The organism is Pseudomonas sp. TE21435 (genome assembly GCF_056279265.1).
The window spans coordinates 2,152,780-2,166,090 of sequence record NZ_JBWBQZ010000001.1; the positions used below are offsets into that span (position 1 = coordinate 2,152,780).

The window sequence follows — 13,311 nt, forward strand, 5'->3', positions numbered from 1 at the left end:
CCATGCTCACGCCATCCCTGCTCGAACTCACCACCGGCGCATTCTTCTCATGCCCGGTCTTCGCCGCACGCCTGAAAAGCGACCTCCTGACCAAGGACCTCGGCCTGCGCATCCGTGAATCCAAGGCGGTCATAGAAGAGTACCGAAGCTGTATCCGCAACGCCGTGGATCAGCGTTACCCTGGGCGCTTCAGGCTCAACGACCTTGCCCGGGCAGCGGAAGAGCTCTGCCCGCTTGACCTCTTCCGCACCCCGCAGCAGAAAGCCCTGGACACCTTGTTCCAGACGTTCTTCCTGTGCAACGGCGACCATATCCACTACCGCCCCGAGTGCCTGACGGACTACGCCCACCTGTGCGCCATGGTCGATCCGACCGTCATCGTCGCCTGGCACCTGGCGCAACGTTTCAGGCAGAACCCGCACCTGTCGGCAGCCGATGCCCAGCGTATCGTGCTGGCCCAGCAACCACTGTTCAGTCCGCCTTCGATCGCCAACAAAGCCTTCGCTGAAGGCCATGTGCACCTGGGCGGTGCGCATTTCGAAGGCATCATCCTGATGAACCAGATCACCCACCAGCCGGGCCTGGAAGCCTTCGCACCGCTGCACCGCCTGTGCCACGGCCTGCTCGGTGAATGGCCGGGGCGTCTGGGTAACGGCACGCCGGACAAGATCCTCAAGCTGTACCAGCGCACCCTGGGCAAGGCGCACCTGACCGACGGGCCGCTGATTCTCAGCTGGCCGGGCTTCAGCACCCTGCAGCCGCACACCGATGACCGCCGCCACCCGAGCTGGATGAAACTGCAGCTGGCCCAGGCCATAAACGCGGGCGACCTGAGCAAAGCCTGGCTGTGGCTGCTGATCTGGCTGTGGACGCAATACCAGGATGCCGAAGCGCCTCCGGTGCTGCGCATGGGCATCTTCTACCTGGTTCTGGCGCTGATGGCTGAACGGCGCAAGCTTTTGATGGACGGCCAGGGTTTGACGCGCTTCACGGCGGTTTATGGCGGGTTCAGCAAAGCCTCCAGGCACAATCCGCAAGAACACCTGCTGACCTACGGACGCGCCTGCGCGCGCCAGTTGTTCCAGAACCCCGAGGATTGCGCGGAACTGAAAATTACCGAAAGCGTCTTCACCAGCGACTTCATGGCCGGCTGGGTCAGCGCCCTCGAACAGCACAACGGCCAGCCGCCGATTGCCCCTCTCAAGCCCGTCAGCGCCCATCAGGCCAAGCACTTCCGCTCACGCATGGAGCGCTGGCACCTGTGCGTACACTTCCTGCGCCGTGAAGAGCACCTGCACAAGCGCGGCAAGATCTGGTCCGATGGCGAGAAGCTCTACCGCAAGCTGCGCGAGCACTCTGGCTGGTCGGCGCCGGCGTTTCTGCACGGCAAGGTCAGCGAGCACTTTCGTTTCGACCCGAGCGCCTGGGTACGCGGCCTGGATGTCGCAGGCGACGAGAACAAGACCCGTAACGAGCTCTATGCGCCGATGCTGCGCTGGCTGCGTGCCGGCCTGCAGCCGGCCGGCCATGGCGATGGCTTCCAGGGCGGCCTGCACCTGAGCATTCACACCGGCGAGGACTATGCCCACCCACTGTCGGGCATGCGCCATATCGACGAGACCGTGCACTTTTGCGAGATGCGCCACGGTGACCGCATCGGCCATGCGCTGGCGGTCGGCGTGTCGCCGCTGCAGTGGTGCCAGAACCAGGGCGACATGCTGCTGCCGGTGGACGAGCACCTGGACAACCTGGTGTGGCTCTGGCACCACGCCACGCAACTGGCAGCCTGCGTCCCCCTGGCGAATCAGATCCTGCCGCGGCTGGAACGCCGTATCGCCCAGTTCGTGCCCCATGTCGCCTGGACCAGCCCTCATTACCTCAATGCGTTCTATCCTCGGCAGGAGCTCGGCAAAGGCCAGGCGCAATCCCAGCCCGAGGAGTCGCGGCGCTACATCAACCCGCACACCCTGCATGAAGCCTGGCGTCTGCGCCGTAACTGTTTCCACATGCTGGAGCAGTATCGCCCTAACGAACCCCTCGACGACAAGATGCGCGCCGCCTTGCCCGACCGGGATATTCTGGGCACGGTCAACTTCCTTAGGCTCAACGGTCAGCATAACGACCCAGGCGCCGCGCTGTTGTTCTGGCGCCGCGCCACCCTGCAGACCCACGCCGATTACACACCGCGCATGGTGCATGTGCGCATCCAGCGCCACGCCCTGGTCGAAACCCCGCCGATGCCAGGCGAGCAAGGCCTGCTGCTGGACTACGAGACCCCGGAGGAGCTGGAATTCATGGAGGCGCTGCAGGACCACCTGATCGAATCCTGCGACCAGCGCGGAATCATCTTCGAGACCAATCCCAGTTCGAATGTATACATCGCCCGGATCGGCAAGCACGCCGATCACCCGATCTTCCGCTGGAACCCTCCGGACGAGAGCACGCTGGAGCGCGGCGCGATACACAATCGTTTCGGGCTGCGACGCGGCCCGATCCGGGTCACGATCAACACCGATGATCCTGGCGTGATTCCGACGACCTTGCGCACCGAGTATGCGCTGCTCCAGGAAGCGGCCAAGTCGATGGGCATATCCAGGACCCGAACCGAGGAATGGTTGGAGCGACTGCGGATCTATGCCAATGACCAGTTCCAGCGCAACCATCGGCCGGTGTTCAGGGACCGGTGACATCGCGCAGGGAACAAAGACGCAAGCCTCACCAGCGTGGGAACGGGCTTGCCCCGCGATGAGGCCCGGCACAGGCCTCTCCTGTGATCGCGGTGCAGGCCCGCTCCAACAGGTTTTCCCACCTGCAGGCCCTCAGCGCCACGCCTGTGGCTGCCGATAGTCAAGCACCCACTGCTCCACCGCCTCCACCGACATCGGCCGGGCGATGCCATAGCCCTGGGCCAGCTCGCAGCCCAACGCCATGAGCGCCTTGCCGTGCTCGATGCTTTCCACTCCCTCGGCCACCACCTCCCGACCAAACGCCCGCGCAAGCCCGATCACCGCACCGGTCAGGGCCAGGTCGTCATGGTCATGCAGGATGTCGCGCACGAAGGACTTGTCGATCTTGATGGTCTGCGCCGGTAAGCGCTTGAGGTAGCTCAGCGAGGAGTAACCAGTGCCGAAGTCATCCAGGGAGAAACGCACGCCCAGTGCTCGGCAGGCATCCAGGCAGCGGCCGACTCGCGGCAGGTTGTCGATTGCCACCGACTCGACGATCTCCAGGTCCAGGCGCCCTGGCGACACTCCGGGATGGCGCGCCAGCAACCGCTCCAGGCGTTGGGCGAAGTCGCCGCGCTGCAACTGGCGGGCGGCGATGTTGACGCTCAGTGACCAATCGCGCCCGGACAGCTGCCACTGCTGCAGCTGGGTCAACGCCTGGTCGATGACCCATTCGCCCAGCTCGACGATCAGGTCGGTCTGCTCCACGAAGGGCAGGAACTCCCCCGGCGGCACCGGCCCCTTGGAGGGGTGCATCCAGCGCAGCAACGCCTCGAAACCGATCACCTGACCGCTGCGCATGTTCACCTTCGGCTGGTAGTACAGGCACAGCTCGCCCTGGCGCAGGGCCTGGCGCACCCGTGCCACCGTCTGGTGGGTGGCCTTGAGCTCGAGCTCCTGGGACACGTCGAACAGGTGGTAGCGGTTGCGCCCGCGCTGCTTGGCCACGTACATCGCCTGGTCGGCGTGGCGCACCAGGGTGTCGGCATCCTCGTCGTCCTGCGGGAACAGGGTGACGCCGATGCTCGCGCTCAGGCTCAACGGGTGCTCGCGAACCGTGTAAGGCGCAGCCAGCGCCTGGAGGATGCGCCGTAACGCGGCGTCGAGCTGCTGCGGGCCTTCGATATGCCGCAGGATCAGCACGAACTCGTCCCCCGACAGCCGCGCCACCGCATCACCGCCACGCAGGATGTTCTGCAGGCGCTGGGCGACTTCCACCAGCAGCAGGTCGCCAGTGGCATGGCCATAGCCATCGTTGACCGCCTTGAAGCCATCGAGGTCGAGCATGCAGACAGCCAGGGGGATGCTTTCGCGCCGGGAGAACGCCAGGGCCTGGTTGAGCAGGTCGGACAGGTAGGCACGGTTGGGCAGGCCGGTCAGCACGTCGTGCCCCACACGCCACTGCAGGGTGTGCAGCAACTGGCGCTTCTCGGTGACGTCGAAGCGGATCGACACGTACTTGCGCACCTTACCGGTGTGCGGGTCAATCAGCGGCACCATGGTGCTGTCCACCCAGTACAGCGAGCCGTCCTTGGCACGGTTGCAGATCTCGCCCTTCCACACCCGGCCAGCGGCCAGGGCGCGCCACATCTCGAGGAAGAAGGTCGGTTCGTGCAGCCCGGAATTGAGGATGCGGTGGTTGGCCCCCAGCAGTTCCTCGCGGCTGTAGCCGGAAATGCTGCAGAACTGCTGGTTGACGTAGGTGATGCAACCGCGCAGGTCGGTTTCGGAAAAGATCGCGGCCGCATCGACGGCCGCGCGGTAATTGTCGTCCATAAGCATCGCAACCTAGCGGTTGAAGCGCTCCACCAAGGCACGCAACCCAGCGCACACCTGCTCGAGCTCCGCGCCACGCACGGCAGCGGCATTGGCGCGGCGCGCGCTCTGCTGGACCGTGCCAGCCACCCCGTTGATCTGCCGCGAGACATCCTCGGCGACACTGGATTGCTCGTGCGAGGCTGCGGCCATCTGCTGGCTCATATCGCTGATGCGCTGCACGGCGTGGCGGATGCCTTGCAAAGCTTCCTGGGTCAGGGCGACCTGGGTCACACCCTGTTGCGCACCCTCGATACCCTGGCTGGCGATGCTCACCGCCTGCTCGGCGCCACCGCGCAAACTGTCGATGATCGACTGGATATGCAGCGTGGATTGGCGGGTCTTGTCGGCCAGGGCACGTACTTCATCGGCGACCACCGCAAAGCCGCGGCCCTGCTCGCCGGCACGGGCGGCTTCGATGGCGGCGTTGAGCGCCAGCAGGTTGGTCTGCTCGGCGATGGCACGGATCATCCCGGCCGCCTCGGCGATGGCACCGGTCTGACCGGCGAGGTCGTTGACCGCCTGGTTGATCTGCCCGACCGTGCCGGCCAGGCTCTGGATCGCCGCCCCCGTGGCGTCGGCCACCTGGCTGCCCTGCCCGGCCAGCAGGTGCGCGGTCTGCGCCTGCTCGGCGGTGAGTTGCACGTGGCCCGCGACTTCGCCGATCGAGGCGGCCATCTGAGTCATGGCGGTGGCGGTCAGGTCGGTCTCGGCGCGCTGTTCGAGTAACGCCGATTCGGTGCTGCGCGATAGCCGCCCGGCATCCTGGGCGGCGCCGGCCATCTGCGCGGCGAGGTCGCTCAGGCGAGTCAGCGCGGTCTTCAGGCGCGCCTCCTCGCTGATCAGGATCAGCTCCAGCTGCCCGGCAGCGCCCGGCAGATCACTGTAGGTCAAGGCCGCGACCGGGTCGCTGAAGGTGCTGTCCGCCACCTGGACGATACGCCGCAAGTGGCGCCTCATGCGGCTTTGCGCCCACAGGCCGACGCTAGCGAACAGCGCCAGGGTCAAGCCTTGGGCAGGCAGGTCGGGCAGCAGCTGGTTGCCGGCGATGGCCGCGGCTCCGGCCAGCAGTGGCAGCGCCATGGCCCGGCCCAGCAAGGCCAGGCGCCGGGCCGGCGACAGCGCCGCCTTGCTCTCGCGCAACCGGGCATACACAGCTTCGGCACGGGCCACCTGCTCACGGGTCGGGCGCACGCGCACCGACTCGTAGCCGATCACCTGGCCATTCTCGAGCATCGGTGTGACGTAGGCGTTGACCCAATAGAAGTTGCCGTTACGGCAGCGGTTCTTGACGATACCCATCCAGCTGCGGCCGGCCTTGAGGTACTGCCACATCAGCTCGAACACCGCCTCGGGCATGTCTGGATGGCGTACCAGGTTGTGCGGGCTGCCGATCAGCTCGTCCTGGCTGAAGCCGCTGATGGCCGCGAACTCGGCGTTGCAGTAGGTGATCAGGCTGGCCGTATCGGTGGCCGAAATGAGCCGCTGGTGCTCGGGAAAGCTTTGCTCGACCGGATTGACCGGCAGGTTCTGACGCACGATGAGACTCCATTCATACACGGCCCGACACGCGGCCTGACAGGAGGCCAGGGGTGCCGGAACCGTTCATCCTGGATCAGTTCCAATGTCCGACAACGCTTGCACACGGGCCGGTGGATGACCGGATCGCCCTGGACGACTACTTGAATGACTGATCAATCAAAGCAACGAATTCTACGAATTCCATCACATTTTGCAAATAAAGGTGATGGATCATGGCGTTGCGCTATATCGACATATATCGTTAAGTGCTTGATTCTAAATGGGAATTAAGCGATGACGAGACCAGGTCTAGGTCCTGCCCTGCGCCGCTACCGCAAACTGGCAGGCTTCACTCAGGCACAACTGGGCGAGCGAACCGGCTTTGACCCCAAGACCATCAGCCGCTTCGAAACCGGCACCTACACCCCCAGCATCGAGTCGTTGGTGAGCTTTGCCGAGGCGCTGGGGGTCAAGCCAAAAGCGTTTTTCACCGACCCCGATGACGTCGAAGAACAACGCGCCTACCTCTTCGGCGTCATCCACAACGCCCCCCCCAAGGACCTCGGCAAGCTGATCGCCGCCGTCGATCAGGTGCTCGCCAAACTGTGAAATCCCCCGCGCACCACGCTAGAGCAGACTGCCCGTCAGTGCGCCACAACTGGTCAGACCGGTAAGGCCAAAAACCCTTGCATTGTCGGAAAAATCGGCGTTTTATAGCCCTCGCAGTGAACAAACCGGTAAGACCACAATAATTAAGTCCTGCACTCTTTCGCTCCGTGTGGCTTGGGGGGCAAGGACACCGACCAGAGACTCCTCCCATGCTCAAATGGTGTTCGCGTTCGATTTTCCTCCAGGTTGTGCTCGGCCTCGCCCTCGGCGTGATCTGCGGCCTGAGCTTCCCCGACCTGTCCCTGCAACTCAAACCCCTGGGTGACGGCTTCATCAAGCTGATCAAGATGCTCATCGGCCTGATCGTGTTCTGCGTGGTGGTCAGCGGCATTTCCGGCGCTGGCGACCTGAAGAAGGTCGGGCGCATCGGCCTGAAGTCGGTGATCTACTTCGAGGTGCTGACCACCCTGGCCTTGGTCATCGGCCTGGTGTTCGCCTTCTCCACCGGCATCGGCAGCGGCGCCAACATCCACCTCGACCAGCTGTCCAGCGCGGATGCCGGCGCCCTGGCCGACCGTGGCGCGCATATCCACAGCACCACCACCTTCCTCATGGACCTGATCCCCACTTCGGTGGTGGGCGCCTTCGCCGACAACAACATCCTCCAGGTGCTGCTGTTCTCGGTATTGTTCGGCAGCGCGCTGAACCTGGTCGGTGAGTCGGCCTCGGGCATTTCGCGGCTGATCAATGAGCTCAGCCATGTAATCTTCCGCATCATGGGCATGATCGTGCGCCTGGCCCCCATCGGCGTGTTCGGCGCCATCGCCTTCACCACCAGCAAATACGGCCTGAGCTCGCTGCAGCACCTGGGTGGCCTGGTGGCACTGTTCTACCTGACCTGCGCCGGCTTCGTGCTGATCATCCTCGGCACGGTAATGCGTCTGTCCGGGCTCAAGCTGCTGCCGTTCATCAAATACCTGCGCGAAGAACTGTCCATCGTCCTCGGCACTGCCTCCTCTGACGCCGTGCTGCCCCAGGTGATGCGCAAGCTCGAGCACCTCGGCATCGGCAGCTCCACCGTCGGCCTGGTGATCCCCACGGGCTACTCGTTCAACCTCGATGGTTTCTCGATCTACCTGACCCTGGCCATCGTGTTCATCGCCAACGCCACCGGCACGCCGCTGGCCATGACCGACCTGCTGACCATTCTTCTGGTGTCGCTGGTGACTTCCAAAGGCGCCCACGGCATCCCAGGTTCGGCCCTGGTGATCCTCGCCGCCACCCTGACCGCGGTCCCGGCGATCCCGGTGGTCGGCCTGGTGCTGGTGCTGGCAGTCGACTGGTTCATGGGTATCGGCCGGGCGCTGACCAACCTGATCGGCAACTGCGTCGCCACCGTGGCCATCGCCCGCTGGGAGAAGGACATCGACCTGGAACGCGCCAACAATGTGCTGGCCAACAAACCCGGCTTCGCCCCGGCCACCCGCAAGCAGGGCCAACCCCATCAACAGGAATTCTAAGCCCAAGGCCGCCGGCGCCCCGCGCCGGCCCGCCAAGGGCCAAGATGCAGCGTCAACCAAGGAGCGAACCGTGATCAGCTCTTCGACCGTAGTCAATTCAGTGGTGGAGAAACTCCGCCAGGCCCTGGCCCGTGGCCAGTGGCGCAGCGGTGACATGCTGCCCGGCCAGCGCGAGCTGGCCGAACAGCTGGGCATCAGCCGGCCCAGCCTGCGCGAGGCGGTGATCGTGCTGGAAACCCTGGGCCTGGTGCGCTCGATGCCGGGCAAGGGCGTGCTGGTGCTCGATGCCGACGCCAGCCAGGCGCAAGAGCCGGACACCATCGCCGAGGCCAGCCTGGCCGACGTGCTCGAGCTGCGCTACACCCTTGAGCCTTTCATTGCCGGCCTGGTGGCGCAATCGGCCGGCAGCCAGGACATCGGCCAGTTGCGCCTGACCCTGATGGACATGCGCGAAGCCCTCGACGTCGGCGACAGCGAGGCTGGCATCAATGCCTACATCGCCTTCCACGAGGCGCTGTTCGCGCTGACCACCAACCCGATCTTCCAGAGCGTCGTGCAGCAGACCGGCAACGCCCTCAAGCAGAGCGCCGACATGCTGCGCAACTCGCCCGAGCACCTGGCCGCGCGCCTGAGCGAGAACGAGGCGGTGGTGCGCGCCATCCGCGAGCGCAACAGCGCCAAGGCCAGCCAGCAGATGCGCCAGCACATCCTCGCCGAAGGCCAGCGCATGGGCATCGCCCTGAACATCCCGGACGACCAACCAGGCAACTGATCAAAGAAGGAGAGCGACAATGACCGCCTGTGCCCAAGCCGCCCCCCGCCTGCCTGCCCTGCTCGGTGCCGGCGAGACCCGCCTGTCGGCGGAACAAATCTACCCCCGCCTGTTCGATGCCATCCTCGAACAACGCCTGCCACCCGGCAGCGCCCTGCCCGAGCAGGCGCTGGGCAATGCTTTCGGCGTCAGCCGCACAGTGATCCGCCGGGTGCTCGGGCGCCTGTCCGACCAGCAGGTGGTAGTGCAGCGCCCCAGCCACACCGCGCACCTGGCCGCTCCCGACCCTGAGCAGGCGCGCCAGGTGCTCAGCGCCCGGCGCCTGGCCGAGACCACGCTGATCGGCCTGGCCACCCAGCGCGCGCGCCCGGCACAGATCCGCCAACTACGCCAACTGGTCGAACGCGAACGCCAGCACCATGAACGCGGCGAACGCTGCACGGCCATTCGCCTGGGCGGCGAGTTCCACATGAAGCTGGCGCAGATGGCCGCCAACGCGCCGCTGGCGCGTTTCCTCAATGGCCTGGTACCCATGACTTCGCTGATCATCGCCCGCTACGAAGCGCCCTGCTGCGAGCACTGCGCCTGGCAGGAACATGCGGCGATCATCGACGCGGTGGAAAACGGCGACGGCCAGGCAGCGCTGGGCCTGATGCATGAACATCTGGACCGCCTCGAGGCCAAACTCGATCTGGATCAGGCCGGCTGAATCAAGCGAACGCCACGGCCTCGACGCCGGGCAGGATCTGCACTTCGTCCCCCAGCGACCACTCCGCCGCCCGGGCTGCCAGGGCGGCGGGCACACCCGGCGAGCCGCCAGGGCCGGGGGGCACGTCGTAGGTGGCGTGGGCATCGTGGGGCAGCAACACTTCGAAGCCCCTTTGCAGCGCGGCACGGGCAGTGGCAGCCAGGCACATTTCCGAGAGCACGCCACACAGGGCCAGGCGCCGGGCCCCGAGGTCGTTGAGCAGGGTTTGCAAAGCGGTTTCGAGAAAGCCATCGTCCTCGGTCTTGAACAGCACGTGCTCGCCCCGTGCAGGCGGAAAATACAGCTGCCAGCCGGCACTGTGCGGGGCAGCCGGGCTGCCCGGCGCACCGTCGTTCTGCAGGAAGATCACCGGCACCCCGGCCTGGCGGGCGCGGCCAAGCAAACGGGCGATGCTCTGCTGCAAGGCCAGGTGGCCAGGCACCGCATCGGCGCCCTCCATGAAAGCGCACTGCACATCCACCAGCAGCAAGGCGTCGGCCTTGGCAACATTCATCAGCGGCTCTCCCGTTCGCGGACGCAATGCCGAGCATAGCGCAATGCCGTACCCTAAAACCGATTACCAAAATGCCTGGGAGGGCCTATGAACTTCACTATCGCGCCAGTCGGCGCGCAACACTACGATCGGCTGGCCGATCTGTGGGAAGCCTCGGTGCGGGCGACCCACGACTTCCTGCCCGCGGGCTACATCGAGCGCCTGCGCCCGCTGGTGCGCGAGCAGTACCTGGGTTTTGTCCAGCTGCGTGCCTGGGCGGACGCCGCCGGCCATATACAGGGGTTTGCCGGGGTGCATGATGGCAAGCTGGAAATGCTCTTCGTCGACCCGGCCTGCCGTGGCCAAGGCATCGGCAAAGCCTTGCTGGCCCACGTGGTCGATGAGCTGGGCGTACGAGAAGTCGATGTCAACGAACAGAACCCACAGGCCGTGGGGTTCTACCTCAAGCAGGGCTTCGTCCAGGTCGGACGCAGCGAGGTGGATGGACAAGGCGATCCGTTCCCGTTGCTGCACCTGAAACGGGTGGGCTGACGCGCTCGCCGTGGAAGCGGGCTTGCCCCGCGATGAGACCCTCAAGACAAACCTATACTTCGGTTAATCACCCAGCCTCTCGCCAAGGGGGCAATCCGCGTGAAATCGATCCTCGCGATGGTTCCACTCTGCCTCTTGCTGGCCCTCGCCGGCTGCGCCGGCAAACGCCCACCCGCCCCGCCCCCGCCGCAGAACCTGCCACCGGCCGTCTGGCAGCGCATCGACCAGGACATCATCGAGGCCTCGGTCGCCGCTGCGGGCTCGGCCAACGACTACGCCCGGCGTTCCATGCGCGTGTGGAAGGAGCAAGTGCAGCAACGCACCGAGAACGACTTCATCCCCTGGTTCACCGGTTACTGGACCCAGCAGTGGCTCACACTCAAGGTCGCCTGGTACAAGATGAACAGCGGCAATGGCCAGGAGCCAGCTGAAAAGCGCCTGGGCCTTTATCTGCAGGAACAGTACCGCGAACGGGTCATCGACCCGGTGGCCGAACAGATCAACCCCGAGGGCATTCGCGACCGCGCCAGCGAACTGTACCTGCAACTGCTCGGCCAGCAACTGCCGACCATCATCCAGCGCTACAACGCCCCGCCCGAGCAGTTCAGCCAGCGCCTCAACCGCATCCCGATCATCGCCCTGGGCCCGCCGGATGCACGCAATGCCTCGCTTTACCAACTGCTGCGGGCCAAGTCGCTGGACCAACAGCTGGCCTGGCAGTCCCTGCGCCAGCACCTGCACCAACAGGCCGCCAAGGCCCCCGGGCAGACCGAGGCAGGATTGTCGTCGGTGGCCACCCAGGCCAGCGAGAAACTTGGCGCCACACTGGCGCCACGCGGTGCCGCCAGTGCCATCGCGGCGGCCGTGGGCAAGGCGGCAGGGGCGTTGATCTCGGTGGCGGCAACCGGCTACGGCATCATCACCCACGACCGTGAACAGCCGCAGATGGTCGAGCAACTGCGGGTGATCCTCAATGTGGCGCTGAACCAGGAATGGCAGGAGCTGATGGAGAATCGCCAGAGCGGCGCCATGGCCGGGGTGTATTACCTGTCGGGGCAGGTGGAGGACAGCTTGCTCGGGAGCCGGTCACAGGAACCGTTGCTGATTCGCCTGCCGCCATGACCCCGCGCAGGTGGCACGTTCAGGCAGTCGCCAGGGCCGAAGTCGGCAGCCCGAAGATGCGGTCGAACGCCCAGTTGTAGACGAAGGTGTAGCACGGCACCAGGATGATGAATGCCAGATCCACCATCAACGCCTCCAGAAGGGTCATGTTAAGCCACCAGGCGATCAGCGGGATCAGGTACACCACCAGGGTCAGCTGGAAGCCGATGGCATGCGCCACCCGCCGCCCGAGGCTGCGCCCGCGGGTGGCCTGGTGGCTCTCCCACCACTCGAACAGGCTGTTGTAGATGAGGTTCCAGGCCATGGCGATGGTGGTGATCATCACTGCCAGGGGGCCGGTGTGCGAAGCCTGGGTGTCGGATAGGTAGGCCAGGCCCAGGGTCGACATGCACAGGCCAATCAGTTCATAGAAGGTCACGTAGACCAGTTTGCGTTTGAGTCCTTGCACGGGATTACCTTGTTGCGGATATGACGAAGGCGCGCAGAATGCATCAACAGGCTTGACAGAAAAAGTCGGCAGCTTTCAGATTTGCTGAAAGGAGACTGCCATGAACTTTTCCAGCGATACCATCCTGCTGTTCCTCGCCGTACTCGACCGCGGCTCGTTCTCGGCTGCCGCGCGAGCGCTAGGGCGCGTACCCTCGGCGGTGAGCATGGCCATCGGCAACCTCGAGGCCGAGCTTGGCTACCCGCTGTTCGAGCGTGGGTCGCGGGAGGCACGCCCGACCGCCCAGGCCCAGGCCCTGGAGCCCCATGCCCGGCTGATCGCCGAACAACTGGGGCTGTTGGAAGTGCATGCGCTGGAGCTGTCGCGTGGGCTGGAAAGCAGCCTGGCCATCGCCGTGGTGCCGGATATCGACCAGCGCCCGTTGCTCGGGGCCATCACCCGCCTGGGCGAGCGCTACCCGCTGCTGGATATCGAACTGCTCGCCGCCCCGCAGGAAGAGGCCCTGCAACTGCTCGACAGTGGCCGGGTGCGCCTGTGCCTGGCCTTCGCCGGGCTGCAGGTGGACCCGCGACGCAGCTTCCAGCACATCGCCCTGGAATCGCTGGTGGCCACCCTGTCGCCACGCCACCCCGCGCTGCGCGAGGGGCGCATCCGCAACCTCGAAGACCTGGTCAACCTGCGCCAGATTCTGGTGTGCAGCCGCGACCTGCCGTTGAGCGATCCCCGCTCGCTGATCGGCACCTCGCACTGGCGCACCGACAGCCTGGACGTGGCCCTGCAGATGGTCGAGGCCGGCCTGGGCTGGGGCGACCTGCCGCTGGCCCGGGTAGCGCCGCTGCTTGCGGACGGACGCCTGGTCCGCCTGCAATTTCAGAATACCCGCAACGAATTGAAACTGCCGGTGAACGCCTTCTGGCTCAAACAGCAACCCCTCGGCCAGGCGGCCAGGACGTTGGTGAGCCTGTTGGCTTCGAAATGATTTGTC

Annotated in this window: 12 protein-coding genes and 1 pseudogene; 8 read left to right on the top strand and 5 right to left on the bottom strand. The window is 65.3% G+C overall.

Annotated elements, in window-relative coordinates:
* The first annotated feature begins 2 nt into the window (after positions 1-2).
* Positions 3-2,687, top strand: coding sequence for an antiviral RADAR system adenosine deaminase RdrB (rdrB, locus tag ACZ9C1_RS09675; RefSeq protein WP_258600315.1), 2,685 nt, complete (start codon positions 3-5; stop codon positions 2,685-2,687).
* A gap of 132 nt (positions 2,688-2,819) precedes the next feature.
* Here rdrB and ACZ9C1_RS09680 read toward each other — a convergent pair whose 3' ends face one another.
* From ACZ9C1_RS09680 to ACZ9C1_RS09690, 3 genes and pseudogenes are all read right to left on the bottom strand, one after another.
* A complete protein-coding gene (locus ACZ9C1_RS09680) occupies positions 2,820-4,502 on the bottom strand; it encodes a putative bifunctional diguanylate cyclase/phosphodiesterase (RefSeq protein ID WP_476253917.1) in 1,683 nt (560 codons plus the stop codon).
* A gap of 12 nt (positions 4,503-4,514) precedes the next feature.
* Positions 4,515-5,624: a methyl-accepting chemotaxis protein gene (locus ACZ9C1_RS09685; protein ID WP_476254569.1), complete on the bottom strand. Its 1,110-nt coding sequence runs from the start codon at positions 5,622-5,624 to the stop codon at positions 4,515-4,517.
* 174 nt (positions 5,625-5,798) lie between these two features.
* Positions 5,799-6,101, bottom strand: a pseudogene (locus ACZ9C1_RS09690) (PAS domain-containing protein); the annotation flags it as partial.
* A gap of 255 nt (positions 6,102-6,356) precedes the next feature.
* On the opposite strand from ACZ9C1_RS09690, the gene ACZ9C1_RS09695 reads away from it, so the two are divergent.
* The 4 genes from ACZ9C1_RS09695 to ACZ9C1_RS09710 all read left to right on the top strand — a co-directional run bounded on the left by ACZ9C1_RS09695 (position 6,357) and on the right by ACZ9C1_RS09710 (position 9,672).
* A complete protein-coding gene (locus ACZ9C1_RS09695) occupies positions 6,357-6,671 on the top strand; it encodes a helix-turn-helix domain-containing protein (RefSeq protein WP_277505002.1) in 315 nt (104 codons plus the stop codon).
* A 209-nt stretch (positions 6,672-6,880) separates the two neighbouring features.
* Entirely contained in the window at positions 6,881-8,191 is a 1,311-nt protein-coding gene (locus ACZ9C1_RS09700; protein WP_023631150.1) for a C4-dicarboxylate transporter DctA, read from the top strand.
* A 70-nt stretch (positions 8,192-8,261) separates the two neighbouring features.
* Entirely contained in the window at positions 8,262-8,963 is a 702-nt protein-coding gene (locus ACZ9C1_RS09705; protein WP_102683223.1) for a FadR/GntR family transcriptional regulator, read from the top strand.
* Between the two features lie 19 nt (positions 8,964-8,982).
* Positions 8,983-9,672 (top strand): GntR family transcriptional regulator, encoded by a 690-nt coding sequence (locus tag ACZ9C1_RS09710; RefSeq protein WP_094011277.1) that lies wholly within the window; start codon positions 8,983-8,985, stop codon positions 9,670-9,672.
* 1 nt (position 9,673) lies between these two features.
* Here the strand turns inward: ACZ9C1_RS09710 and ACZ9C1_RS09715 are convergent, their stop codons facing one another.
* Positions 9,674-10,225, bottom strand: a complete 552-nt coding sequence (locus tag ACZ9C1_RS09715) for an isochorismatase family protein (protein WP_277505006.1) — start codon at positions 10,223-10,225, stop codon at positions 9,674-9,676.
* Between the two features lie 87 nt (positions 10,226-10,312).
* On the opposite strand from ACZ9C1_RS09715, the gene ACZ9C1_RS09720 reads away from it, so the two are divergent.
* Both ACZ9C1_RS09720 and ACZ9C1_RS09725 read left to right on the top strand, forming a co-directional pair.
* Positions 10,313-10,756 (top strand): GNAT family N-acetyltransferase, encoded by a 444-nt coding sequence (locus ACZ9C1_RS09720; protein ID WP_476253918.1) that lies wholly within the window; start codon positions 10,313-10,315, stop codon positions 10,754-10,756.
* Between the two features lie 117 nt (positions 10,757-10,873).
* The gene (locus tag ACZ9C1_RS09725) at positions 10,874-11,878 is read left to right on the top strand and encodes a hypothetical protein (RefSeq protein WP_046854870.1); all 1,005 of its coding nucleotides are present in this window, start codon (positions 10,874-10,876) and stop codon (positions 11,876-11,878) included.
* A gap of 19 nt (positions 11,879-11,897) precedes the next feature.
* Here ACZ9C1_RS09725 and ACZ9C1_RS09730 read toward each other — a convergent pair whose 3' ends face one another.
* Positions 11,898-12,326, bottom strand: coding sequence for a PACE efflux transporter (locus ACZ9C1_RS09730; protein WP_102685364.1), 429 nt, complete (start codon positions 12,324-12,326; stop codon positions 11,898-11,900).
* Between the two features lie 100 nt (positions 12,327-12,426).
* On the opposite strand from ACZ9C1_RS09730, the gene ACZ9C1_RS09735 reads away from it, so the two are divergent.
* Positions 12,427-13,305, top strand: a complete 879-nt coding sequence (locus ACZ9C1_RS09735; protein WP_476253919.1) for a LysR family transcriptional regulator — start codon at positions 12,427-12,429, stop codon at positions 13,303-13,305.
* Positions 13,306-13,311: the final 6 nt, after the last annotated feature.

What these genes read in the sequence shown, in the direction of transcription:
- rdrB (WP_258600315.1), top strand. Translation starts at nt 3, where the DNA reads ATGCTCACGCCATCCCTGCTCGAACTCACCACCGGCGCATTCTTCTCA.
- ACZ9C1_RS09680 (WP_476253917.1), bottom strand. Translation starts at nt 4,502, where the DNA reads ATGGACGACAATTACCGCGCGGCCGTCGATGCGGCCGCGATCTTTTCC.
- ACZ9C1_RS09685 (WP_476254569.1), bottom strand. Translation starts at nt 5,624, where the DNA reads ATGGCGCTGCCACTGCTGGCCGGAGCCGCGGCCATCGCCGGCAACCAG.
- ACZ9C1_RS09695 (WP_277505002.1), top strand. Translation starts at nt 6,357, where the DNA reads ATGACGAGACCAGGTCTAGGTCCTGCCCTGCGCCGCTACCGCAAACTG.
- ACZ9C1_RS09700 (WP_023631150.1), top strand. Translation starts at nt 6,881, where the DNA reads ATGCTCAAATGGTGTTCGCGTTCGATTTTCCTCCAGGTTGTGCTCGGC.
- ACZ9C1_RS09710 (WP_094011277.1), top strand. Translation starts at nt 8,983, where the DNA reads ATGACCGCCTGTGCCCAAGCCGCCCCCCGCCTGCCTGCCCTGCTCGGT.
- ACZ9C1_RS09715 (WP_277505006.1), bottom strand. Translation starts at nt 10,225, where the DNA reads ATGAATGTTGCCAAGGCCGACGCCTTGCTGCTGGTGGATGTGCAGTGC.
- ACZ9C1_RS09720 (WP_476253918.1), top strand. Translation starts at nt 10,313, where the DNA reads ATGAACTTCACTATCGCGCCAGTCGGCGCGCAACACTACGATCGGCTG.
- ACZ9C1_RS09725 (WP_046854870.1), top strand. Translation starts at nt 10,874, where the DNA reads ATGGTTCCACTCTGCCTCTTGCTGGCCCTCGCCGGCTGCGCCGGCAAA.
- ACZ9C1_RS09735 (WP_476253919.1), top strand. Translation starts at nt 12,427, where the DNA reads ATGAACTTTTCCAGCGATACCATCCTGCTGTTCCTCGCCGTACTCGAC.